At 60.7% G+C, this 23,635-nt stretch carries 15 protein-coding genes, 1 tRNA gene and 1 pseudogene; 5 read left to right on the forward strand and 12 right to left on the reverse strand.

From position 1 onward, the window contains the following. The first annotated feature begins 160 nt into the window (after nt 1–160). Both ACZRJ6_RS04490 and ACZRJ6_RS04495 read left to right on the forward strand, forming a co-directional pair. Nucleotides 161–2,452, forward strand: coding sequence for a TonB-dependent receptor (locus ACZRJ6_RS04490; protein ID WP_463967231.1), 2,292 nt, complete (start codon nt 161–163; stop codon nt 2,450–2,452). 136 nt (nt 2,453–2,588) lie between these two features. Continuing rightward, nucleotides 2,589–5,114: a PepSY domain-containing protein gene (locus ACZRJ6_RS04495; RefSeq protein WP_463967232.1), complete on the forward strand. Its 2,526-nt coding sequence runs from the start codon at nt 2,589–2,591 to the stop codon at nt 5,112–5,114. Between the two features lie 36 nt (nt 5,115–5,150). Here the strand turns inward: ACZRJ6_RS04495 and ACZRJ6_RS04500 are convergent, their stop codons facing one another. The 4 genes from ACZRJ6_RS04500 to ptsP all read right to left on the reverse strand — a co-directional run bounded on the left by ACZRJ6_RS04500 (nt 5,151) and on the right by ptsP (nt 12,302). Then, nucleotides 5,151–6,692: an alkaline phosphatase D family protein gene (locus ACZRJ6_RS04500; RefSeq protein ID WP_463967233.1), complete on the reverse strand. Its 1,542-nt coding sequence runs from the start codon at nt 6,690–6,692 to the stop codon at nt 5,151–5,153. A gap of 79 nt (nt 6,693–6,771) precedes the next feature. Next, entirely contained in the window at nt 6,772–8,490 is a 1,719-nt protein-coding gene (locus tag ACZRJ6_RS04505) for a PTS fructose-like transporter subunit IIB (RefSeq protein ID WP_463967234.1), read from the reverse strand. A gap of 11 nt (nt 8,491–8,501) precedes the next feature. Further along, nucleotides 8,502–9,443, reverse strand: coding sequence for a 1-phosphofructokinase (pfkB, locus tag ACZRJ6_RS04510; protein ID WP_463967235.1), 942 nt, complete (start codon nt 9,441–9,443; stop codon nt 8,502–8,504). Continuing rightward, nucleotides 9,444–12,302, reverse strand: coding sequence for a phosphoenolpyruvate--protein phosphotransferase (gene ptsP, locus ACZRJ6_RS04515; protein WP_463967236.1), 2,859 nt, complete (start codon nt 12,300–12,302; stop codon nt 9,444–9,446). It abuts the gene before it with no gap. Between the two features lie 294 nt (nt 12,303–12,596). Here ptsP and cra point away from each other — a divergent pair, with 294 nt between their 5' ends. Continuing rightward, complete coding sequence (gene cra / locus ACZRJ6_RS04520) at nt 12,597–13,592, forward strand: catabolite repressor/activator (protein WP_463967237.1); 996 nt, start codon at nt 12,597–12,599, stop codon at nt 13,590–13,592. Between the two features lie 2 nt (nt 13,593–13,594). Beyond that, the gene (locus tag ACZRJ6_RS04525; protein WP_463967238.1) at nt 13,595–14,371 is read left to right on the forward strand and encodes a TatD family hydrolase; all 777 of its coding nucleotides are present in this window, start codon (nt 13,595–13,597) and stop codon (nt 14,369–14,371) included. Between the two features lie 109 nt (nt 14,372–14,480). On the opposite strand, the gene ACZRJ6_RS04530 is transcribed toward ACZRJ6_RS04525, so the two are convergent. From ACZRJ6_RS04530 to ACZRJ6_RS04550, 5 genes and pseudogenes are all read right to left on the reverse strand, one after another. Then, on the reverse strand, nt 14,481–15,194 hold the full coding sequence (locus ACZRJ6_RS04530; RefSeq protein WP_463967419.1) for a methyl-accepting chemotaxis protein: 714 nt from the start codon (nt 15,192–15,194) through the stop codon (nt 14,481–14,483). Between the two features lie 144 nt (nt 15,195–15,338). After that, nucleotides 15,339–16,478, reverse strand: a pseudogene (locus tag ACZRJ6_RS04535) (HAMP domain-containing protein); the annotation flags it as partial. A gap of 205 nt (nt 16,479–16,683) precedes the next feature. Beyond that, the gene (ampE, locus tag ACZRJ6_RS04540; protein WP_463967239.1) at nt 16,684–17,520 is read right to left on the reverse strand and encodes a regulatory signaling modulator protein AmpE; all 837 of its coding nucleotides are present in this window, start codon (nt 17,518–17,520) and stop codon (nt 16,684–16,686) included. Beyond that, nucleotides 17,517–18,080, reverse strand: coding sequence for a 1,6-anhydro-N-acetylmuramyl-L-alanine amidase AmpD (gene ampD, locus ACZRJ6_RS04545; protein WP_463967240.1), 564 nt, complete (start codon nt 18,078–18,080; stop codon nt 17,517–17,519). Before ampD ends, ampE begins: the two co-directional genes overlap by 4 nt. 61 nt (nt 18,081–18,141) lie before the next feature. Then, complete coding sequence (locus ACZRJ6_RS04550; protein WP_463967241.1) at nt 18,142–20,325, reverse strand: DUF1631 domain-containing protein; 2,184 nt, start codon at nt 20,323–20,325, stop codon at nt 18,142–18,144. A gap of 284 nt (nt 20,326–20,609) precedes the next feature. Between ACZRJ6_RS04550 and nadC the strand changes: the two genes are divergently transcribed. Continuing rightward, nucleotides 20,610–21,458: a carboxylating nicotinate-nucleotide diphosphorylase gene (gene nadC, locus ACZRJ6_RS04555; protein WP_463967242.1), complete on the forward strand. Its 849-nt coding sequence runs from the start codon at nt 20,610–20,612 to the stop codon at nt 21,456–21,458. Between the two features lie 120 nt (nt 21,459–21,578). Here the strand turns inward: nadC and ACZRJ6_RS04560 are convergent, their stop codons facing one another. The 3 genes from ACZRJ6_RS04560 to ACZRJ6_RS04570 form a co-directional block, all read right to left on the reverse strand. Next, nucleotides 21,579–21,884, reverse strand: a complete 306-nt coding sequence (locus ACZRJ6_RS04560; protein WP_133099954.1) for a DUF6388 family protein — start codon at nt 21,882–21,884, stop codon at nt 21,579–21,581. 136 nt (nt 21,885–22,020) lie between these two features. After that, a tRNA-Thr gene (locus ACZRJ6_RS04565) sits at nt 22,021–22,093 on the reverse strand. A gap of 39 nt (nt 22,094–22,132) precedes the next feature. Beyond that, nucleotides 22,133–23,551, reverse strand: coding sequence for an O-antigen ligase family protein (locus ACZRJ6_RS04570; RefSeq protein WP_463967243.1), 1,419 nt, complete (start codon nt 23,549–23,551; stop codon nt 22,133–22,135). Between the last annotated feature and the right edge of the window lie 84 nt (nt 23,552–23,635).

The following is a 23,635-nucleotide window of genomic DNA, read 5'->3' on the forward strand; positions in this document are numbered from 1 at the left end:
CAACCCCACTCCAGCCCAAAGGACGAACGAGATCGAAAAAACCGTAAGAAAAAAGTGCAAAGAATGAAAATTAAATGCAAATAGTAATGTATCGCAATTGATAGAAAGACTTTTTCAGCCTATATTCCGCGCCCTCACATCCTTGGGGAAAGGACACGTCATGTCGCGCACACCTATAAAAATACCTGCCAGTTCACCGCGTTTGCTGGCCTCGGCCATCGGCGTCGCCATCAGTGCCAGCTCTGCCGCCCATCTGGCGCAAGCGGCTGAAAACACCGAGCAGAAAGGCGAGCGCAACAGCATCTCCCTGGGCGCAACCAGCATCACCGGGCAGGAACAGGACGCGACGTCCTATCAGGTAGAAAAAGCCTCTTCGCAAAAGTACACCGCACCGCTGGTGGACACCCCACGCTCGGTCACCGTAGTGCCGCAGCAAGTGCTAAAGGACACCGCCGCCACCTCGTTGCAGGACGCGTTGCGCACCGTACCGGGGATTACTTTTGGCGCCGGTGAAGGCGGTAATCCCCAGGGCGACCGTCCGTTCATTCGCGGCTTTGACGCCCAGGGCGACACCTACCTCGACGGCGTGCGCGATACCGGCGGCCAGAGCCGCGAGATCTTCGACATCGAGTCCATCGAAGTCAGTAAGGGCCCCAACTCGTCCTTTGGGGGACGCGGTTCGGCTGGTGGCAGCCTCAATCTGGTGAGCAAGACCCCACAGGCGCGGGACTTCACCAACGGCGGCTTCACCTACGGCTCCGACCAGACACGCCGCTATGTACTCGACGTCAACCGCCAGTTCCTCGACAACGCCGCGTTCCGCCTGAACCTGCTGAGCCACGAACAGAACGTAGCCGGTCGCGACACCATCAACTACGACCGCTGGGGCGTGGCTCCGTCGCTGACCTTCGGCCTGGGCACGCCAACCCGCGTCAACTTCAGCTACTACCACCTGGAAAGCAACGATTTGCCGGATTCGGGGATTCCATATGGCTACAGCTCGCCCACGGCAACCGCCCACGGCCATGACAAGCCCACCGACGGCGGTGACAGCAACAATTTCTACGGTTTGAAGGATCGCGACTTCCGCAAAACCCGCGCCGACATCAGCACGTTCTCCATCGAGCACGACCTGAACGACAACATGACGCTGAAAAACACCCTGCGTCATGGCAACACCGGGCAGGATTACATCCTCACGCAACCGGACGACAGCAAGCGCAACGTCAGCCAGTTCGGCACCGTGTGGCGTCGCGCCAACGCACGAGTGTCCACTACCGAAACCACCACCAACCAGACTGATCTGTTTGGCAGCTTCCAGGCCCTGGGTTTCAAGCACTCTTACTCCACCGGTCTTGAATTCACCGGCGAAGAAACCCGCGTCAGCGGCTATAACTTCGGCAACTCCAACAGCGCGCAAGTGTGTAACCCCGGGACCACGCCCAGCTGTACGTCGTTGAGCAACCCAAACCCAAGTGATCCGTGGAACAGCAGCATCGCGCGCAACTACAACGGGACCAATACCAAGGCCACCAGCCGCGCCGCCTACGTGTTCGATACCATCGAACTGGACCCGAAATGGCTGCTCAACGTCGGCCTGCGCTACGACACCTTTGACACCGTGGCCAACACCAACGCCGTGCCGACCGCCACCGTCAAGGCCCGCAACAAGATCAAGGACGACAGCCAGTTCTTCAACTGGCAGGCCGGCCTGGTCTGGAAGCCCCTGGAAAACGGCAGCATTTATACCTCTTACGCCACCTCGGCATCGCCTGCCGGCGGCCTGGTGGGTGAAGGCTCAGACGGCAACCCGCTGTCCGCCGGTGCCGCGGCCAGCGACCTGAAACCGGAAGAAACCGTCAACTACGAGCTGGGCACCAAGTGGGACGTGTTCCACGACCGCCTGTCCCTGACTGCGGCCGTATTCCGCACCGAGAAGAAAAACACCCGAATCCTGGTGGATTCCATGACCTACCAAAACGCCGGTGAGTCCCGCGTTGATGGTCTGGAGTTGTCGGCCAGCGGCAAGATCACCGACAAATGGCAGATGTTTGCCGGCTACAGCTACCTGAAAAGCGAGCTGGTAGACGCAGGCCTCAACGGTCGTAACGGCGTGGTCAGCGCTGGCTCCAGCAAAGGCAACCAGATGCCCAACACGCCGAAGAATACCTTCAGCCTGTGGACCACTTATGACCTGACGCCAAAGCTGACCGTCGGCGGCGGCGCGTTCTATGTCGACGAAGTCTACGGCGACGCGGGCAACACCGTGTACGTGCCGTCCTACACCCGCTACGACGCCATGGCCAGCTACAAGCTGACCAAGAACGTCGACCTGCAGTTGAACGTGCAGAACCTGACCGACAAGACCTACTACGACAAGGCCTTCGCAGCGCACTTCGCCAACCAGGCGGCTGGTCGTACGGCGATGTTGACCACCAGCTTCCACTTCTAAACCGGTAGAGCTATCTGCACAGAGCCCCACGCATCGAATGCGTGGGGCTTTTGCGTATGAAACAGAATGTTTCTCGACAACCCACGGCATAATGCGCGCCGTGATGAACCTATTCAGATGAACGAGGCAGTCCCACGTGTTGAAGAAAACCCTGTTCCAGTTGCATTGGTTCTTCGGCATTACCGCCGGGCTGGTGTTGGCGTTGATGGGGATCACCGGCGCTACGGTGTCGTTCCAGGATGAAATCCTGCGGGCGCTCAACCCGACCGTGCTGACCGTGGAGAAGCGTCCAGCCGGGGTGCTACCACCGGCCGAACTGGTGCGCACGCTGGAAGCCACTGAAAACAAGACCGTGTCCATGCTCTGGGTAGAAAGCGAAAGCGGCAATGCCGCCCGCGTGTTCTTCACCCCTCCGCCGGGCGAACGCCGTGGCCAAATGCGCTACTTCGACCCGTACACCGGCGACTACATGGGTGACGCCGTCGGCCAGGACTTCTTCGGCTTTGTGCTGCAACTGCACCGTTTCCTGGCTATCGGCGACACCGGTCGGCAAATCACCGGTGCCTGCACCCTGATCCTGATTTTCTTCTGCCTTTCAGGCCTGTACTTGCGCTGGCCCCGTCAGGTGGCCAGTTGGCGCGCCTGGTTGACCCTGGACTGGCGAAAAAAGGGCCGCAGTTTTAACTGGGACCTGCACTCGGTGTTCGGCACCTGGTGCTTGCTGTTCTATTTATTGGCGGCGCTGACCGGCTTGTCATGGTCCTACGAGTGGTACAGCCAGGGCCTGAACAAACTGCTGTCCGACGCCCCGCAAAACGAGCGGGTGCGCAATCGTGGCCCAGCGCCGGCAGGTCCCGCACCAACGGCCAACTACGAGGCCATGTGGAGCAGCATCTACAGCAACGCTGGCCCCGCCTTGAGCGCCTACAACATCCGCATGCCAGCCGTTGCTGGCCAACCGGCCACTGTCTACTACCTGTTAAACACATCGCCCCATGACCGCGCGCTGAACCAAATCACCCTGAACCCGGCCACCGGCGAGGTCCAGCGCCACGAACGCTACGCCAGCAAAAGCTTCAAGGCTCAATTGCTGACCAGCATTTATGCGCTGCACGTCGGCAGTTACTTTGGCCTGGTGGGGCGGATCATCCTGACCATTACCGCATTGTGCATGCCGCTGTTCTTTATCACTGGCTGGCTGTTGTACCTGGACCGTCGCCGCAAAAAGCGCCAAGTGCGCGATGCCCGCCAAGGCCTGGGAGAAAACCGCAGTGACGCGCCGACCTGGCTGATCGGCTTTGCCAGCCAGAGTGGCTTTGCCGAGCAACTGGCCTGGCAAACCGCCAGCCAACTGCAAGCCGCCGGATTGCCGGTGAAGGTCCAGGCCCTTGGCAGCGTCAGCGAAGACGACTTGCGCCAGTCAGAGCATGCGCTGTTTGTCGTCAGCACCTTCGGCGACGGCGAAGCGCCCGACAGCGCCCGTGGTTTTGAACGTAGCGTGCTGGGCCAAGACCTGCCCCTCAACGGCTTGAAATACTCGGTCCTGGCCCTTGGGGACCGCCAATATGAACACTTCTGTGGCTTTGCCCGACGCCTGCACTTCTGGCTGACCAACCAGGGCGGCACCCCGATGTTCGCGCCGATTGAAGTCGACAGCGGCGACCAGGACGCCTTGCTGCGCTGGCAACACCAATTGGGTGAACTGACCGGCCATGCACCAACAGCAGCTTGGCCCACCGCCAGCTATGAAAACTGGAGCTTGAGCGATCGCACACTGCTCAATCCTGACAGCAGCGGCGCGGGTGTCTATTTGCTGGAACTGACCCCACCGCAGCCAAGGGACTGGCGGGCAGGCGATCTGGTAGAGGTGCTGCCGCGCAACGGCCCATGGGCCATCGAACATTTCCTTGAGGGCTTGGGGCTTGCCGGTAGCAACAGCGTGTTGGTGGACGGTCTGGCGCAACCTCTCGACCACGCCCTGGCCAGCCGTCAATTACCGGACAATCGTGCCCATCTGGTGGGCATGCATGCCCAGGCTCTGGTGGATGCGCTGGTGCCACTGGGCATGCGTGAGTATTCCATTGCCTCGATTGCCAGCGACGGCGTGCTGGAGCTGATCGTGCGTCAGGAATACCATCCCAATGGCCGCCTGAGCCTGGGTTCCGGCTGGCTCACGGAGCACGCGCCGCTGGGGTCGGCCATCTGCCTGCGTCTACGGCGCAACAGTGGGTTTCACCTGCCGAGCGAACCTGTGCCGCTAATTCTGTTGGGCAACGGCACCGGCCTGGCCGGGCTGCGCAGCCTGCTCAAGGCTCGGATCGCCGACGGCCAACAGCGCAACTGGCTGCTATTCGGCGAACGCAATATCGCCCACGACTACCTCTGCCAGAAAGAGCTGCAAGGCTGGCTGGCCAACGGCGACCTGGCCTTGCTGGACCTGGCGTTTAGCCGGGACCAGGCAGAGAAGATCTACGTTCAGGATCGCCTGCGGGAATCGGCGAATGTATTACGCCAGTGGCTGGCGGACGGCGCGGCGATTTATGTGTGTGGGAGTTTGCAGGGGATGACGGCCGGGGTGGATCAGGTGTTGGTAGACGTGTTGGGCAGTGAGGCAGTAGAGCGGCTCATTGAACAGGGCCGCTATCGCCGGGATGTCTACTAGCTGAAGGCTCCCACGTGGGAACGTGGGAGCAATCCGCTAAACCGGCTGCAACTTCTGCTCAAATACCGACACCCCATCCAGGTCACGCAAGATGACCGTCAGCTCCGCCGTCTGCCCATCAATCTGCACTTCACCGAAGAACTGAAACCCGGCGAACGGTGAGGTGTTTTGCGCCGGCGGCGCCTTTTCGAACACCACTTCGGGACCAAAGGTTTTATCCAGCGGGTTGGGACCAAAACTGCCGGCATTCAGGGGGCCGGCGACAAACTCCCAGAACGGCTCGAAATCCTGAAACGCCGCCCGGTCCGGGTGGTAATGGTGCGCCGCGCAGTAATGCACATCCGCCGTCAGCCACACATAGTTGCGCACCTGCTGCGCGCGCAGAAACGCCAGCAGTTCGGCGATTTCCAACTCGCGGCCCTGGGCCGGCCCCGGATCACCGTTGGCGATAGCTTCCCAGCGCGGTACGCCGGGGCTGACTTCGCCATCTGGCACGCCGAGACCGATGGGCATGTCGGCGGCGATGACTTTCCATTGGGCTTTCGAGGCCTTGAGTTCACGTTTGAGCCAGTCCAGTTGCTCACGCCCAAGGAAGGGTTTCTCGCCTCCCAGGTTGTCATCGTTGGCCTCGCGGTAGCTGCGCATGTCGAGCACAAATACATCCAGCAGCGGCCCGTAGCTGAGCTTGCGATAGATGCGCCCGCCCTGGTCGGCGCCTTGCAGGCGCATCGGCGCATATTCCAGCCAGGCCTGGCGCGCACGGCCGACGAGAGTGTTGATGTCTTTGGTTTTATAGCGTTCGTCCAGTAGCTTGCCTGGCGACCAGTTGTTGACCACTTCGTGATCGTCCCACTGCCAGATCTGCGGCACCTCGGCGTTGAAGCGACGGATGTTTTCGTCCATCAAGTTGTAGCGGTAGTTGCCACGATATTCATCCAGGGTTTCAGCGACTTTGCTTTTTGCTTCGGTGGTGAGGTTGCGCCAGATGCGCCCGCCTTCGGTGGGTAATTGCGCCGGTACCGGGCCGTCGGCGTAGATGGTGTCGCCGCTGTGGATAAAGAAGTCCGGCAAACGCAGACGCATGGCTTCGTAGATGCGCATGCCGCCAATGTCCGGGTTGATGCCGAAGCCCTGGCCGACGGTGTCACCGCTCCAGACGAAGCGAATATCGCGACGCTGTTGCGGCACGCTGCGCAGGTGGCCAAACCAGGGTTCGCTGGCGACACCGGTCTGGGCATCTTCGAAGTACACGCGGTAGAAAATCGCCTGGTCGGCAGGTAAACCGCTTAGCTCGACGCGGGCAGTGAAGTCAGTGCGGCTGTCAGCCAGGGGCGAGACGAAGCGGCGCGGGTTACTGAACAGGCTGCGGGTGTCCCACTCCACCACCATCCGCGCCGGGCGGTCGCTGCGGCTCCAGATCATCGCCCGGTCGCCCAGCAAGTCGCCGGACTGCACGCCGTCGGTCAACTGCGGACGGTCCTTGACCGACGCAATTACCGCAGGTGCCAGGCCGGGGAGCAACAGACCGGCACCGACAGCCTGCATCACACGACGGCGACCGAGATTGAAGTGGCTCATGCAGGTTCCCTCGAAGATCAAAAGGGAAACTTAAGCACGGTGCCATGAAAGGGATGTGACAGTTCAAATGTGAACCGTCTTAGGCTTTAGCTGCTGCGACTGTCAGTTCCACCGTCTCAGGACGTTTGATCAGCGCATACACCAGCCCCGTCACCAAGCTCCCGGCAATAATCGCCAGCAAATACAGCAACGCATGATTGATCGCATTGGGGATCAACATCACAAACAACCCGCCATGGGGCGCCATCAGCTTGCAACCGAAGTACATCGACAAGGCACCTGTCAGCGCACCACCGGCGATGCTCGCCGGGATCACCCGCATCGGGTCCTTGGCGGCAAACGGAATCGCACCTTCGGAGATAAAGCACATTCCCAGGATCAACGCGGCCTTGCCCGCCTCGCGCTCGGTCTGGGCAAACTTGCGCCGCGCCAGGAGGGTGGCGATGCCCATGCCAATCGGCGGCACCATGCCAGCGGCCATGGTCGCAGCCATTGGTGCGCCGCTTTGCGCGGCCAGCAGTCCGACCGAAAAGGCGTAGGCCGCCTTGTTGATCGGCCCGCCGAGGTCAACACACATCATGGCGCCTAGCAGGATGCCCAGCATCACGGCATTGGCGGTGCCCATGTTGCTGAGGAAATCAGTCAGGCCCGTGAGCATTTGCGCCACTGGCGGACCCACCAGGTAAATCATCGCAAGGCCGGTAAACAGGCTCGCCAGCAAGGGAATGATCAAGATCGGCTTGAGGGCTTCAAGGCTTTGCGGCAAACGCACTGCATTGCTGATCAGCTTCACGCAATAACCGGCCAGGAAACCAGCAAGTATCCCGCCGATAAAGCCCGCGCCCAAGGTGCTGGCCAGCAGGCCGCCGATCATGCCGGGGGCAAGGCCAGGACGGTCGGCAATCGAGTAGGCGATGTAGCCCGCCAACAGCGGCACCATCAGCATGAATGCCTGGTCGCCGACGGTTTTCAGCGCCGCCGCCAGGGTGCCCTTTTCCTCGAAGGCATGGATGCCGAAGACGAACGACAAGGCGATCAACAAACCACCTGCCACCACCATCGGCAACATGAACGACACGCCGGTCAGCAGATGCTTGTAGACCCCGGTTTTCTCGGACTTGGCCGTTGCGCCGCTGGCCGCGCTTTCCTGCTTGCCTTCGGCCAGCGCCTTGTTGAGGGTCGCTTCGGCCTGCTTCAAGGCGATGCCGGTGCCGCAGCGGTAGATTTTCTTGCCAGCGAAACGCTCGGTGGCCACTTCGATATCCGCCGCCAGCAGCACCACGTCGGCATCGGCAATGGCCGCAGGGTTCAGTGGCGTACGGGCGCCCACCGAGCCCTGGGTTTCAACGTGCAGGTCATAACCCAGGCGCTTGGCTGCCTGTTGCAAAGCCTCGGCGGCCATAAAGGTATGAGCCACGCCGGTCGGGCACGCGGTGATGGCGACGATGCGTGGCACCTTGTTGGCCGCCACTGGCACGTCGGTCGCGACATACACTTCGGCCTCTTCAGCGCCCCGGCGCAACACCGCTTCGACATCCTGCAACGCCTGGGCCGGAGTGCTCTGGAACACCCGCTTGCCGACGAAGCGCTGCATGTCCACGGCCGTGCTGCTGACCAGCAATACCCATTCGGCGGCTTCAATGGTCGACTGCGACAACTGGCGCTCCGGGTGTTGCTTATCCACCACCTCGACGCTGGTGCTCCAGCCCTGGCGCTGCGCGGCGGCGTCCAACAACCGGGCGCACAGCACACTGGTGACCATGCCATTCGGGCAGGCGGTAACAATGGCTAACTTCATGACAAACCCTCTTATTCTTCTGTCAGCGTGCGTACATGGACGCCGCTTTGCAGGCGCGCCAATTGCGCGTCATCGCTGATACCGAAACCGATCTGCGTCACCGCCATCGCCGCAATGGCAGTGGCCCGGCGCAGGGTTTGCTCGGGTGTATCGAAACTGAGCAAGCCGTGGAGCATCCCGGCCAGCAGCGAATCCCCGGCACCGACCGTGCTGGCGACGCTGACCTTGGGCGGCATGGCGTGCAGCGCCGTGCCGGGGCTGAACCAGTTAACGCCGTCAGCACCGTGGGAAATCACCACATGCTCGACACCTTGCGCGTGCAGCCGGGTGGCCACTTGCACCTGTTGAGCGACAGAGTCTGTCGGGCAATCCAGGGCATCGGCCAGCTCTTCGGTATTGGGCTTGATCAACCACGGCCCGGCGTTGAGCCCGGCACGCAAAGCGTCGCCGCTGGTGTCGAGGGCGACTTTCAAACCGAGCGTTTTCAGCTGCACCAACAGACCCTGCAACCACTGCGGGCTGATGCCACGGGGCAGGCTACCGGCCACCACCACGGCATCATGACCGGGGGCAATTCGCTGCAGTTGATCGAGCAACGTCTGTTGCGCCTGCTCGCAGACTAGCGGCCCCGGCCCATTGACGTCGGTGACGCGCCCGTCCTGTTCGGCAATCTTGATATTGCTGCGGGTCTCCCCCGGCACACGGATAAACGCGTCGACAAAACCACGTCGGGCGATCAGCGCCTCGAAGGCCTGGGGATTGTCCTCCCCGAGAAAACCGCCCACCGTCACCTGATGCCCCAGATCCGCCAGCACCTGGGCGACATTGACGCCCTTGCCCGCCGCATGGGTAATCATGGCTTCGCTGCGATTGACCTCGCCCGGTTCCAGGCGCGCCAATTGCACCGTCAGGTCCAACGCCGGGTTCAGCGTCAGGCTTAAAATTCTTGCCATTTACACGGCCTCCACGAGGGCTCGCACCTGCGCGGGAGAACCCACCGCCAGCGCCTTTTGCGCGAGGACTCGGGCCTCGCTCATGCTGAATTCTCGTACCCGCGCCTTGACCTCGGGGATGCTGCGGGCCGAGACGCTCAGCTCATCGACACCCAGGCCGATCAACACCGGCACCGCCAACGGGTCGGCGGCCAGTTCACCGCACACACCTACCCATTTGCCGTGGGCATGGGCTGCACGCACGGTGATGTCGATCAGTTGCAACACCGCCGGATGCATGCCATCGGCCTGGGCCGAAAGGGTCGGATGACCACGGTCGATGGCCAGGGTGTATTGGGTCAGGTCGTTGGTGCCGACGCTGAAAAAGTCCACTTCCTTGGCCAACACTGGCGCCAGCAAGGCAGCCGATGGCACTTCGATCATGATGCCCAGTTGCAAGTCGGCCACCGGGATTTCCAGGCGCAGGCGCTCGGTCATATCCCGAGCCTGGTGCCACTCATCAACGCTGCCGACCATGGGGAACATGATGCGCAGCGGCCGGTTATCTGCCGAACGCAGCAACGCGCGCAATTGCGCTTCCATGATCTGCGGGCGTTGCAGGGTCAGGCGAATGCCACGTACACCGAGGAACGGGTTTTCTTCCTTGGCGATCGGCCAGTACGGCAGCGGTTTGTCGCCGCCGACATCGAGGGTGCGCACCACCAGTGGCCGACCCGCCAGGCCATCGAGTACGCGACGGTATTCAGCCTCTTGGGTGGCTTCGTCCGGCGCTTGCTGATGGGCCATGAAAATCAGTTCGGTCCGCAAAAGACCAATGCCTTCGGCGCCCTGCTCCACCGCTGCTGCGACACCGGCACTTTCACCGATGTTGGCGAACACTTCGACGCCATGGCCATCTTTGGTCAGGGCCGGCTCGTGGCGCTGGGCGGCTGCAGCTTGCAGGCGTTGCTCGCGGGTGTCGCGCTCTTGGGTGGCGCGCTGCAAAGTGGCGGCATCGGCGTCGACATGCAAACGGCCGCGCTGGCCGTCGAGCAACAAGGGCGTACCCGAGGTCAGCAGCAACACCGCCGCGCCTGCGCCCACCAACGCCGGAATCCCCAAGGCGCGGGCGACGATAGCGCTGTGGGCGGTGGCGCCGCCGCGAGCGGTGAGAATTCCGGCAACTCGTGCAGGATCGAGGCGGGCCACGTCCGAGGGGCCGACTTCGTCCATCACCAGGATGTAGGGTTCGTCCGGCTCCTGTGGAGTTTCAACGCCGCACAGTTGCGCCAGGACCCGGCGACCGATATCTCGCAGGTCGGCGGCGCGTTCAGCGAGCAAGGCGTCCTGCAACGATTCCTGCTGTTTGGCCGCCGCTTCGATCACGCTCATCCACGCGGCTTCGGCGCTTTCGCCTTGCTTGAGACGCGTGTCGACTTCGTCGGTCAGTTCCGGGTCGTCGAGCATTTCCTGGTGGGTGATGAAAATCTCGCGAATGGCCTTGGACTTGCTGCGCTCGATCAGGCCCTGAATATCACGGCGCACGTCCGTCAGCGCCGCTTGCAGGCGTACCCGCTCGATGGCGGCAGACTCGCCGCGCAACGGGTAGTCGAAGGGCTGCAGCACTTGGATGTGCGCCGGGCCGATGGCGATACCAGGCGCGGCGGCGATGGCCTGGATCAGGCTGCCGGACAAGGGCGCGCTGATCAGCGGTTCGACCTCTACGACTTCACGCAGGGCGCTCACGGCAGGCAACGGTTCGACTTCTTCGCCAAGACCTTCTTCCACCGCAGCCAACAAGGCGGGCAAGGCATCGGACGCGATACCGGGTTCGGCGACAAATTCCAGCATTTGCCCACGACGGGCGCCGAGGCTGAGCAGTTTGCTCAGGCTTTTTACCGACACGGCGCCGCCCTGCCCGTCGACAATACGTACGCGGATTTCGCCGTCAAAACTTTTGGCCAGTTGCGCAAGAATCTTTGCCGGCCGCGCGTGCAGACCGTGGGCATTAGCCAGGGCGATGCGCGCACTCGGCCAATCGGCCGGCAGCTCTCCGCCGAGCACTTCCAGCACTGCACGGCTGCTGGTGGCGCGACCCAGTTCCTGGCCACGACCCTCGATCAGTAAGGCGCACAGGCGTTCGAGCAAGGCTTGATGAGCTTCGCCGAGGCTAGCCAGGCAAAACAGCCCGCTCAACGGTTGGCCGAGGTAACGCATGGGTTTGTCCGGGGTGACAAAGGCCAGGCCCGGACGCTTGACCGTCTGCTCGCTGTGCAGCCACCACAGGCCATCGCCCAGGGGCAGTGCATCGACCTGCTGCAGCACGGCGGCAAAGCCGTTGCTCACGCAATCAGCCTGGCGCAACAGACGGGCGCCTCTCCAGACCAGCTCTTCAAAATCGTCGGCAGACACGCCGAGGCCGATCATTTGCGCGTCCAAGGCCAGTTCCTGCGGCGCGCCTTGCAGCAGCTTCAGCAAGGCCTCAGCGGAACTGGCGCGGCACAGAGCCTGGCCCAGATCGGTTTCACCGAGGGCGCGGGTCAGCAGTTGCAGCAGGCGCAGATGTTCATCGGACTTGGCGGCAATGCCAATCGCCAGGTAGACGATCTGGCCATCACCCCAATCCACGCCATCGGGAAACTGCAGCAGACGCACACCAGTGGCGAACACCAGGTCGCGGGTTTCGGGAGTACCGTGGGGGATCGCAATACCTTGGCCGAGAAAGGTCGAGCCCTGAGCTTCGCGGGCCTGCAAACCGCTCAGATAACCCTCGGCAACCAGGCCGTCGGCCACCAGTTTGTCGGCGAGCAGTTGCAAGGCAGCAGACTTATCCACAGCCCTCTGGCCCATGGATATCTGCTCTACGGTGAGCTCAAGCATGCCTTTCTCCTATTTAGTGCATCAGGCGCACTAGGTATTGTTTTGAATAAATCAGCGAAAAAGCGTTCGAAAAAATTGACTGAGTGGTCAGTTGGCAGAGACAACCCAGAGGCGAACATCGTAAAAATACGCTTGCTGAAACGTTTAATCTATAATTTATGGCAGGTTACGCGTTAATTCTGCATCCTTGAAGCGCCACTCGGCGCATGAGCTGCAACAATGGTCGCCTGCGCCGAATCGGTTACGATTGGACAAAGTGTCGGGGCAAGCTCTAAAAAACAAGGAAATCCCGGTTTGAAACTCAGTGATATTGCTCGCCTGGCCGGTGTGTCAGTCACCACCGCCAGCTACGTCATCAACGGCAAGGCCGCACAGCAACGGATCAGCAGCGCAACCGTCGAACGGGTGCGCGCTGTGGTTGAAGAACACGGCTTTACACCCAACCCTCAGGCCGCCGGACTGCGCAGCCGGCACACCCGCACCCTGGGCTTTATCCTGCCGGACCTGGAAAACCCCAGTTACGCGCGGATCGCCAAGCTGCTGGAACAAGGCGCGCGGGCTCGCGGCTACCAACTGCTGATCGCCAGCTCCGACGACGACGCCAACAGCGAGCGCCAGTTGCTGAAACTATTTCGCGCCCGGCGCTGTGATGCGTTGTTCGTCGCCAGTTGCCTGCCGGCCAGCGACGACAGTTACCGTGAACTGCAAGCCAAGGGCCTGCCGGTCATTGCCATCGACCGGGTAATGGAGTCTACGCAGTTTTGCTCGGTGGTCAGCGACGACCACCAGGCTTGCCAGCAATTGACCAGCAGCCTGCTGCAACCCGTGCCTCGGCAAATCGTGCTGATTGGCGCCCGGCCGGAGCTGAGCATCAGCCAGGAGCGAGCTGCCGGCTTCAAGCAAGCGCTGAAAGGATTCGACGGTGAAGTACTCATCGAACACGGCGAAGCCTTCAGTCGGGACTGTGGCCGACAACTGATGGAAGAATTGCTGCAGCGCCTGGGGCATTTGCCTGACGCGCTGGTGACAACGTCCTACGTTCTGCTGCAAGGGGTGTTCGACGCACTGCATGACTTTCCGCTCAAATCCCGCCCACTGCGCCTTGGCACCTTTGGCGACACCCAGTTGCTGGACTTCCTGCCGTTGCCGGTAAACGCCATGGCTCAACAACACCAACTGATTGCCGACACCGCCCTGCGCCTGGCACTGGCGGCCATTGAGGAGCAGCAGTATCAGCCGGGCGTCCACGCCATTGGCCGGACCTTCAAGCAGCGCATTCACGAGGCCTGAGCGTGGAGCTGATCGACAGCCATACCCACCTCGACTTTGCGGACTTCGACGCCGACCGCGTTGAGGTCCTGAACCGCTGCCGCCAATTGGGCGTGCGGCGAATGGTGGTGTTGGGGGTCTATCAGCAGAATTGGCAGCGGGTGTGGGATCTGGTGCAACAGGATTCGCAGTTGTACGCAGCCTTCGGGCTGCACCCGGTTTACCTGGACGAGCATCGCCCCGCTGACCTGACCGAGATGGGCGACTGGCTGACTCGCTTGAAGGGCCACCGCCAGCTGTGTGCCGTCGGCGAAATCGGTCTGGATTATTTCCTTGAACAACTGGACCGTGAACGCCAGCAATCGCTGTTTGAAGGCCAATTGCAACTGGCGGCAGACTTCCAACTCCCGGCGCTGCTGCATGTAAGGCGCAGCCATGCCATGGTGATTGCCACCCTCAAACGTATTCGCTTGCCACGGGGCGGCATCATCCACGCCTTCGCGGGTAGCCTGGAAGAAGCCCGCGAGTACATCAAGCTCGGTTTCAAGCTGGGCCTGGGTGGCGCGGCGACCTGGCCCCAGGCGTTGCGCATGCACAAGGTGATCGTCCAACTGCCGCTGGATTCGGTCGTACTGGAAACCGACTCACCGGACATGGCTCCCGTCATGTATCCCGGCCAGCGCAACAGCCCAGAACATCTGCCCGATATCTGCGCAGCCCTGGCCGAGCGAATGGCCATCAGCCCGTCAACACTGGCGCAAGCGAGCACCCGCAATGCCTGCGAACTCTTCAATTGGTAACACCCTGACGGGATTGACCGCCTGAAACTTCAGGGTCATGCGATGCCGGTGACGGGCGTGGCGCAAGACATACGCCACACTTACAACGGACAGCTCCTACAGCCTCATCTCACACCCGAAACGCACCGATCAACTGCTTCAACTCGATCACCTGCAATGACAAGTGCCGGCTGGCCTCTTCGGTCTGATACGCCCCCTGCGCCGCATGCTCACCGGCACGGTTAATTTCGACGATGTTCTGGTCGATATCATGGGCCACGGCGGTCTGCTGCTCCACGGCGGCGGCGATCTGTTGGTTTTGATCGACAATCATGCCCACGGCACCCAGGATATTTTCCAGGGCCTGCTGGACCTTTTCCGACTGCCCGACCGTGCCATTGGCCATCTGATGACTGCTGCCCATAGCCTTCACCGCCGCGCCGACGCCGCTGTGCAGCTTGGCAATCATCTGTTCGATTTCTTCGGTAGAGTGCTGGGTGCGCTTTGCCAGGGTGCGCACTTCATCGGCCACCACCGCGAAGCCGCGGCCTTGCTCACCTGCCCGCGCCGCTTCGATGGCCGCGTTCAGTGCCAGCAGGTTGGTTTGTTCGGCAATGCTTTTGATCACTTCCAGCACGCGGCTGATGGATTGGCTGTCGATGGCCAATTGATTGATCACCAGCACTGACTGGTCGATCTCGGACGCCAATAGCGCAATGCTGCCCTGCTGGGATTGCACCAGGCCACGCCCGCTGAGAGTCTCATCGTTGACGCTGTGGGCGCTGCTGACCGCAGCCGCTGCGCTGCGGGCCACTTCCTGGGCGGTGGCGGACATCTGGTTCATGGCCGTCGCCACCTGTTCGATCTGGCTGCGTTGGCCGGAAACGGCCTGGTTGCTGCGGGCCGATACCGATTCCACTTGCCCGGCCTGGCGCTCAACTTCGCTGACGGTCTGCCCTACCCGTTCGATCAGGTCATGGATTTTCGCTACCGTGCCATTGAACACTTGGCCCAGATCCCCCAACTCATCGCGGCTTTGGGCGACAAACGTGACCGTCATGTCGCCAGCCGCGACCTTGTCCATCATCGCCCCAAGGCGGCGCAATGTAGTGCGGGTGGAAGCGTAGAAACCTCCATACAAATAGACGATCAGCAAAAACACCGCCGCCAGGGCTGACACCAGCACCACCATGTGCGTGCGGTTCTGCGAAAGACGCGCCTGCAACTGCTGGTCGAGGAAGGTCAGGGTTGCTTCATCGAACTGGTAAGTCTTGGCCATCAGGCTGCTGACCTCGTCATAAAAGCCCTGCCATGGCGCGTCGAGGGTTTCGGCCATCACTACCTGCTCTTCGAACAGCTCGCTGCCTTGCTTGAGGCTGGCCTGGCTGGCATTAGCCAAGGCATCCAGCGCACCGTGGGCAGCCTTGCTCGAACCCAGGGCGTCTTGCAGCTTCAAACCGTATTCGGCCTGGAGCTTTTCCAACTGCTGCAACAACTCGTCAAAGCGGGTGCTGGAAGAGGAATTGAGAAAACCCTGGCCCAGGGAATAAGCGCCCATCGCCCGACCTTCGCCCAGGGTCTGGGTGACTTGCGGGGTAACGCTGGTGATCAATTCGCTGAGTTGGCGCAGGTCGCTTTGCGGATCACGACTCAAGCCTGACTGGCTGGCAATGATCTGGCTGAGCATCTGCGCCTTATTGAGGAGTTTGCCGATCAGCGCACTTTTGTTCAGCAGAGAGGATTCCGCTTGCTGGGCCTTGAAAGCGGCGATCATCTCGTCGCGCTTGCCTTCAAACACCGCGATTTGCTCGGGATCGGCCGCCATCGCCTTAAAGCCTTGCAGGCGTTCCAGCACGCTCTGTTCCAGGGCGCTGATTTTGCCTTCGATATCACCGGCCTTGCCTGATTGACCCAGCGTCGCGTTGATCTGCACTTGGTTATTCAGGGTTTCCAGGTCACGGCGCAGGGTCAGGCTGCTGCCCAACAGGTCCAGGCTTTGCAGCTCAATCTGCGTGCCCTGAAACTCGCGCCAGGAATCGCGCACCAGGTAATAGTTGGTCACCAGCATGGGCAGGAAAAACAGCACGCTGATCAAGCTGAACTTCATGCCGAAGCTCAAACGGTTCATCAACGCGATGGCGGGATAGAGCAAGCTATTCACAGGTGAACTCCCTTTTCTTTTATTTTTATTGAGGCGCAGGGCCGCGGCAGATAGCCACTATTTGGCGCTCTATCTGTATAGCTCAATTTGAAGGGGAGTTTTGTAACTTAAGGTTAACGACCATCGCAGGCAAGCCAGCTCTCACACTGACCGTGCCTGCTTCAATATCAACTCAAGGCAACACGGTCCAGATGGCAAACCCGGCATACCACAGCACTGCAGCCCGTAGCAGCAGCTCCCAGATACGGTCCAGGCTGTTGATACCGTCAGCGCCCACCATCGGCGGCGGGATTTCGCCAGCTACCAGGCCGACCTTTTCCACCAATTGAGCGGCACTGATGTCCCAGTTCAGCAGCTCATGGAGCATGACCCTGCTGACCGCGACAAAATTGCCTACCAGAGCGAAACTCGCCGCCAGCAAGCGCACCGGCAACCAGTCGAAGGCATGACGCAACTGCCCAGCACGCTCCACGACCAGGGGGTTTTTCCCGTGCTCAGTCGTCAGCGCCAACAAACGATAGGCCAGCGCCGCCACTGGGCCGAGAAGGAAGTACCAGAAAATAACAGCAAAGAAACTCTGATAGGCCTGCCACAACAAATGGCCCTGGACCCGCTCCAGCAGCTGTTCGCCACTGTCCGCGCCAACACCCAGGTCACGCTCGGCAACATGTTCAGCCGCTTGCAGGTCGCTACGGCGCCAGGCATCGCGAAACGGCCCCAGCCCGGCGAGCAAGTCGCCCCGCCCCAGGCTGTAGATCACCACCAGCAGGTGTACCGGCAACGCCAGCAAACCATAGGCCACCGGCTCCAGCATCAGCAGCAACAAACCCAGCAGCGCTACGGGTAACAGCACCAACAACACCAGGATCAACCAAGGCTGTTTGCCCAATCGCGCACTGGATTCCAGCCTGGCCAACTCTCGCAACCAACCGCCGTCACGCTGTACCCGCTGGCGCAAGGCCGAGAACTTCTCAATCCATACAGCCAACACCAACACCAGAAAACTCATTGTGCTTGTCCTCCATCCTGCAAGGCGCTGCGAAAACGCGCCCAATCAAAAGCCGGTCCTGGATCTGTCTTGCGTCCCGGGGCGATATCACTGTGACCACAAATGCGCTGGCGCGTAATGCCCGTGTAGGCAACCAGCAATTGACGGCTCAGCTCGATCAAGGATTGGTACTGGGCATCGCTAAAGGGCAGATCGTCCGTCCCCTCCAGTTCAATTCCCAGGGAAAAATCATTGCAAATCTCGCGCCCCTCGAAGCTCGACACCCCCGCATGCCAGGCGCGGTCCAGACACGAGACAAACTGCGTCACCGCACCATCGCGCTCAATCAGAAAGTGCGCAGAAACCCGTAGGTCGGCGATTCCTTCAAAGTAGGGATGTTCCGTGACATCTAGGCGATTCTGGAAAAACTCCTGCACTTTACCGGTGGCAAACTGCGCCGGCGGCAAGCTGATGTTATGCACCACCAACAGGGAAATCTCGCCGCTGGGGCGCTCATTAAAGTTGGGCGATGGGCAATGACGAATGCCCTGGCACCAACCACTGGAGGGGTCCAACTGCATACAGGTTCCTTGAGCAAGGCTGGGATGGCCCAGTATGCCGCGATCCACCCTGTGGTTGCGATCACTTGGCGCGATTGAGTTGGCGCAGGTTGCCAATCACCGAGGCGAGTGCCCGGTCGAACAACAGCGCGTCGTCAAGGGTCCGCACCCCACCACGCTTGAACTCCAGGGCCAACTGCGTGCAGGTTTTCTCCAACACTTTGAGCCCCGTGCGATTGACAAAAATGTAGCTGTTGGCAGGCGCAATAATCGCCGTCAGCTTGCAACGCAGGGTGTTTTCTTCATCTTCCTGGAACTCGACCCAACTGCCGATGCGCAATTGGCGAACCTTGAGCATGTCGGGATCATCATCCGGCAGGCTCACCGTATCGATCGGCAAGACAGGGCTCAGCACAATTTTTTCGCGTACCTCGACCAGGGCCCCAATCGGCTGTGGCGATTGCCCCGCCCCGACGCCCTGGGACGACTGCACATGCAGCGCTTGCAACTGGGTGAAGAATTCACGGGTAATAAAGGAATCGAACGCCGCCCCGCTCAAGCCATCGCGCAGGGCCTTGAGCAGCGCCGGCAGTTGCTCCAGCAGATGGCGCCCGGCCTCGGTGTCTTCGCTAAGGCCGGCACTCCAGATCAATTCGTCCATGGTCTGCAACCCGGCCTGCCATTGCGGCGACTGTTCACCGTGCTTGAGGCACGCCAGCAACAGGACCTGGCTCCAGGCCTGTTGCAGGAACTGCACCACTACTTGCGGCAAGACTTTGCCCAGCAGCCTGCGGTTGAGGGCATAGGCCACCCGCTGGCGGGCCTGTTCGGTGCGGGCCCGGCCTTCTTCGGCGTCGCAGGTACGCTGCTCGAGCAATTCGCTGCGACGTCGCTCATCGCTGGTAAAGGTGGTGAACTCCAGCAACAACTCGGAAAAAATCGCTGGGTCATCGACAAAATCATTCAACAGCCGCTGCACCACTTGTTCGATGCGCAGGTACAGGCTGTCGCGTTGATAGTCGTCGCGCTTGCCCCAGCCCATGGCGGCCGTACCGATTTCATTGAGTAGCCGTCGCGCCGGGTGGCTGCCACGACTGAAAAAACTCTTGTCCAGCACCGCCACTTTCAGCATGGGAATCTGCAAGCGGGCAATCAATGCCTTGAGGGAGTCGGGCAAGGTACGGTCGTCGAGAATGAACTCGAAGAGCATCGCGATCAGGTTGATCACGTCCTCGTCGGCGACGTCGACCACTCGCGATTTGCCACTTTTGACGCTGACGCGGGTCAGCAACTCTTCCAACTGGCTGCGCAGGTCGAAATCGTCCTCGACCGCCGGCTCCGGAACGTATTGCTGCAAATGGGAGAGCAGGCGCAGCAAATCACGGGTTGAAATCGGTTGGGCCTGGGCGCTGGCTTCAAGGGTCGGGGCGACGCTGCCGCGCACGGCGAACAGCAATTTTTGCAGCGCAGCGAAGGCCTGCTGCTCGCCTTCGTCGGCCTGGGAATCGCAAGCAGGCGTTGCGTCCGCTGGCGGGAAGACCCGAGCGGTGCCCTCACCAATACGCCGGGATGGCACCGTCTTGAGTTCGGGCAGCACACCCGTTGCCACCAGCAGTTGATTGGCTTCGCCATACAACTGATCGGCATCACTGAGTACGTACTTTTCAAACAGCTTGAGAATGATCAGCTTGACTCGAATTTCCACCCCCATACTACGCCCGGCCTGCAGGAAGTACTCGCAGAGCATCGCCGGGCCGAGGGGGTTTTCACGATCATCCAGATGTTTGCCCAGCAGCTCCCCCAGGCGTGCAGTCAATTGGCCAAGGGCCAAACCATCACGGCGCTGGACCCTGCCGAGCATGGCCTCCAGGGCCACGGCTTTCTCCAGATCGTCCGCAGACACACCGGGCACCGCATCGTAGGAAACCGTCGGCAGCAATTGCAACTCGCCCCGCCCGGCTTGCCCTAGGCTGATGAATGCTGCAAAGAGCTGCTCCACAAAGCCACGCTCGAAGTTCTTGCGTTTGAGGCGTAGGTCTCGCATGGCTTCAAAGAAAATGTTCTGGTCAACATTGTTGCGGGCCTTGTCGGCCATTTCGAACAGGGTGTCGTCGGCGTTATCGAACAGCTCCTGCAAACCCTGCTTGAGTTGCTGGACCGCCTTGTCACGAACCTGAAGCAAAATCACTGGCAGGTGGGCAAGCGGCGAAGGCTTCGCCTGCGCGGCGATCTTGTTGATTGGCACCACCTTTCCGTCATTGTGCATCCTGGCCTCCTGAAACGGTGGGTTCGGTTTTATGAAAAATCGGTGCAGCCAAGGGCATTAAGACCCATGGGCACTACGATTATCGGGATACCACCGAGACGTCAAAGCTATGACGCCAATTGCAAGGCGCAAGATTATCTTGCAAATGGGGACTATTGCGCCAGCGAACTCTGTACTTGCTTTGTAATAAGGTAGAGACAGCAACGGTGGTACAGCGGTTTGGCACCTTGGGTTAGGCGCTGCCATACCCCTATAATCGAGCCACTTTGTTTGTGGAGCCCGTTATGCCCAATCTTCGTCTTGCCGACCTGACCGCCGAAATCGAAGCCAACGTGCGCCGCGCATTGCTGGAAGATATCGGCAGCGGCGACATCACCGCGCAACTGATCCCGGCCGAACGGCTGGCCAAGGCTACGATCATCACCCGCGATGCCGCAGTCATCAGCGGCACGGCCTGGGTCGATGCAGTGTTCCGCCAGTTGGACCCACGTGTCGCCGTGCATTGGCAGGTGCGCGACGGTGAGCGCGTGAGCCCCAACCAGGCACTGTTTCACCTTGAAGGCCCGGCCCGTTCACTGCTCAGCGGTGAACGCTGCGCACTGAATTTCCTGCAACTGCTGTCAGGTGTTGCCACCCGTGCGCAATACCTGGCGGACTTTGTCGCCACCACCCAGGTCAAGCTGCTGGATACCCGCAAGACCCTGCCGGGGCTGCGCCTGGCGCAAAAATATGCCGTGACCTGCGGCGGTTGCCACAATCACCGCATCGGTTTGTATGACGCCTTCCTGATCAAGGAAAACCATATCGCCGCCTGCGGTGGCATTGCCCAGGCCATCAGCGCCGCCCACAAGATCGCCCCGGGCAAACAGGTGGAAATCGAAGTGGAAAGCCTGGAGGAGTTGCGCGAAGCACTGGCGGCGGGCGCCGATATCATCATGCTTGATGAATTGAGCCTCGACGACATGCGCGAAGCGGTGCGCCTGAATGGCGCAAAGGCGAAACTGGAAGCCAGCGGCGGGATCAACGAAAGCACATTGCTGCCCATCGCCGAAACCGGGGTGGACTACATTTCCATTGGCGCAATGACCAAGGATGTGAAGGCCGTGGATCTGTCGATGCGCCTCAGTCTCTGAGGAGCTTTAACATGTAGGAGCGAGCTTGCTCACGATGGGCATTAACGATGACGCGGGAAGCCTGGCACCCCGCGTGGCGCTCAGGTTTCTCGCGAGCAAGCGCGCTCCTACCACGGCGTCTCAAATCGCCAGGTTATTCATCCCGCAGTACTCGTTCCAGTCGACGCCCAGCACTTCGGCAGCCTCTTTGTGCAGGGCCAGGCGCGCCACTTCGAACTCTTCAGGAGTGGAGGTGTACTTGAGGGTCAACTCCCACGGTTGGAGCCCCTGGGCCTCGGCCTCATCCTCAAATGACCATTGGATCTGGTCCTTCTGATCATCGGCACTCAGGTCCTTGATCTCATCAAGGAGTTCCGGCGACTCTGCGACGTACTTTTTGAGAGCTTGTTCGTGCCGCGCTTCCTGGGTCACTTCTTTTATGGTCATGTCGTTCTCTTTGATCTAGGAATGGGGATGCATCTGGGTCATCAAGGTTGCGCAGATACAAAAGAACAGGCATGAATACCGGTTCGTCTGGCCTTCAGAACCATTCTGGGATCATCTGAAAACTGTGTTGCCTTTTTGCCCGAGACAGGAGTCGAACCTGCGACCTTCGCGTTACGAGTGCGCTGCTCTACCAACTGAGCTACACGGGCGGTGGGCTAAAGCTAGCACTGCCTTGAGCGTCCGGCAACTCACTGCTTTGGGAGTGCAATAACCCCTTGGGCCCAGAAGCGTGGCTGCAGATGTACTTTGCTCGCGCCCACGTAATGCTGGTTACGCTCATTGATGTGAGGCACGTCTCTAATTGCGACGAACACCAGCAATGCAACAGACAGGACAATCAGCACCGTCCACGTCCAGTACAGCAGCGGTATCGTGGCGCTTGGGCAAGCTCGCCACGGGTGCAAGGCCATCAGCCAACCAACCACCAGCGCCAGCCACAGTTGCGAGTTTGGCATCACTATCACGCCGTCAACCATGGCTTGGGTCAATGCACCGATCAACGCGGCAAATAGACACAGGCGCAGCAGGTCTACGGGGGCGATAACGTTGCGCTGCTGACGCAGCACATTCAAGGTCGGCCAGATCCCCCGCAAAGCCAACCCGGCCACGCACAAGGTCGACGGCACGCCCCACTCGCTGGCCCATTGCAGAATCGCCTGGTGCGGGTGAGCGGCAATGTCGTTGGCGATATCGGCAAAATGCATCGGCCCGAAGCCCAGTAACGGGCGCTCGCGGATCATGTCCCAGGCCTGCCACCAGATGGGGGCACGCCCGGAAAGAGAGGTGGTCAGGCGGTCGCCGGCGATATTGTCTACTTCAATCCCCAGATACCCCGTCAGTGCGACGAACAACAACCAGTACAGCAGCAATGCGCAACACAGGGCAGTCAATTGCCAAGCCAGCCAGCGACGCCCCCAAGGGCCCAAAAACGCCAGGACTATCCCGGCAGTTCCCAAGCCGAGCCAGGTTCCGCGGGAGCCGCCACTAATCGCGATCAGCCACCAGACACACAACAAGGCGAACACCCAACCTCGTACCGCACGACGGGTAGCCGAGGCCAGCAGAGGAAGTGCCAGCAACGGCAAGGTAAACGTCTGGAACTGGCCATAAAAGCGCTTGTTGGAGAACCCTGTCAGCAGCAGGTCCGTGTTCAACACCGGTTCGCCGCTGGTAAAGGCGATAGCGCCGGCATACAGATACTGACTGCTTTTGATCAGGCACAGCAGCAACACGAAAAGGACCAATGCCCGATCAAGGGACTCGTCGCCATTGCGCCTAAGCGTGGCGAGAGCAGCAGCAATGGCACCACAGGTGATTACCAGCGCCAGCTCAGTCAGCGCCCAGGACGGCTGATGGGCCAACAACGACGAGACCAGGCCTAGCCCGACAATCACGGCCAGACCGATAGCTGCGGGCCTGTCGACCAGTCGTTGCCTGCAAGCCAGCGAGGAAACCGACAGCCCATAAATCAACGCGCAAAAGCCCACGACAATTTGTATCGTACGCTGCAAGTCATGGGTGCTGAACGAGGGATAGATGCCCAGCGCCAGAAGACACAGCGCCACCACCAGAAAAACGCTTCCTCGTTGCTGCACGGATAACGTCATGGGCAACCTCTACGTCCTTGTGGATTGTGTGGGAGCCGGGCTCCCGCACTGGATCTATATTGCCGTGTAAATGGTGCCCGGCTT

The organism is Pseudomonas sp. C321 (genome assembly GCF_055407105.1).

What these genes read in the sequence shown, in the direction of transcription:
- ACZRJ6_RS04490 (WP_463967231.1), top strand. Translation starts at nt 161, where the DNA reads ATGTCGCGCACACCTATAAAAATACCTGCCAGTTCACCGCGTTTGCTG.
- ACZRJ6_RS04500 (WP_463967233.1), bottom strand. Translation starts at nt 6,692, where the DNA reads ATGAGCCACTTCAATCTCGGTCGCCGTCGTGTGATGCAGGCTGTCGGT.
- ACZRJ6_RS04505 (WP_463967234.1), bottom strand. Translation starts at nt 8,490, where the DNA reads ATGAAGTTAGCCATTGTTACCGCCTGCCCGAATGGCATGGTCACCAGT.
- pfkB (WP_463967235.1), bottom strand. Translation starts at nt 9,443, where the DNA reads ATGGCAAGAATTTTAAGCCTGACGCTGAACCCGGCGTTGGACCTGACG.
- ptsP (WP_463967236.1), bottom strand. Translation starts at nt 12,302, where the DNA reads ATGCTTGAGCTCACCGTAGAGCAGATATCCATGGGCCAGAGGGCTGTG.
- ACZRJ6_RS04530 (WP_463967419.1), bottom strand. Translation starts at nt 15,194, where the DNA reads ATGAACCAGATGTCCGCCACCGCCCAGGAAGTGGCCCGCAGCGCAGCG.
- ampE (WP_463967239.1), bottom strand. Translation starts at nt 17,520, where the DNA reads ATGAGTTTTCTGGTGTTGGTGTTGGCTGTATGGATTGAGAAGTTCTCG.
- ampD (WP_463967240.1), bottom strand. Translation starts at nt 18,080, where the DNA reads ATGCAGTTGGACCCCTCCAGTGGTTGGTGCCAGGGCATTCGTCATTGC.
- ACZRJ6_RS04550 (WP_463967241.1), bottom strand. Translation starts at nt 20,325, where the DNA reads ATGCACAATGACGGAAAGGTGGTGCCAATCAACAAGATCGCCGCGCAG.
- nadC (WP_463967242.1), top strand. Translation starts at nt 20,610, where the DNA reads ATGCCCAATCTTCGTCTTGCCGACCTGACCGCCGAAATCGAAGCCAAC.
- ACZRJ6_RS04560 (WP_133099954.1), bottom strand. Translation starts at nt 21,884, where the DNA reads ATGACCATAAAAGAAGTGACCCAGGAAGCGCGGCACGAACAAGCTCTC.
- ACZRJ6_RS04570 (WP_463967243.1), bottom strand. Translation starts at nt 23,551, where the DNA reads ATGACGTTATCCGTGCAGCAACGAGGAAGCGTTTTTCTGGTGGTGGCG.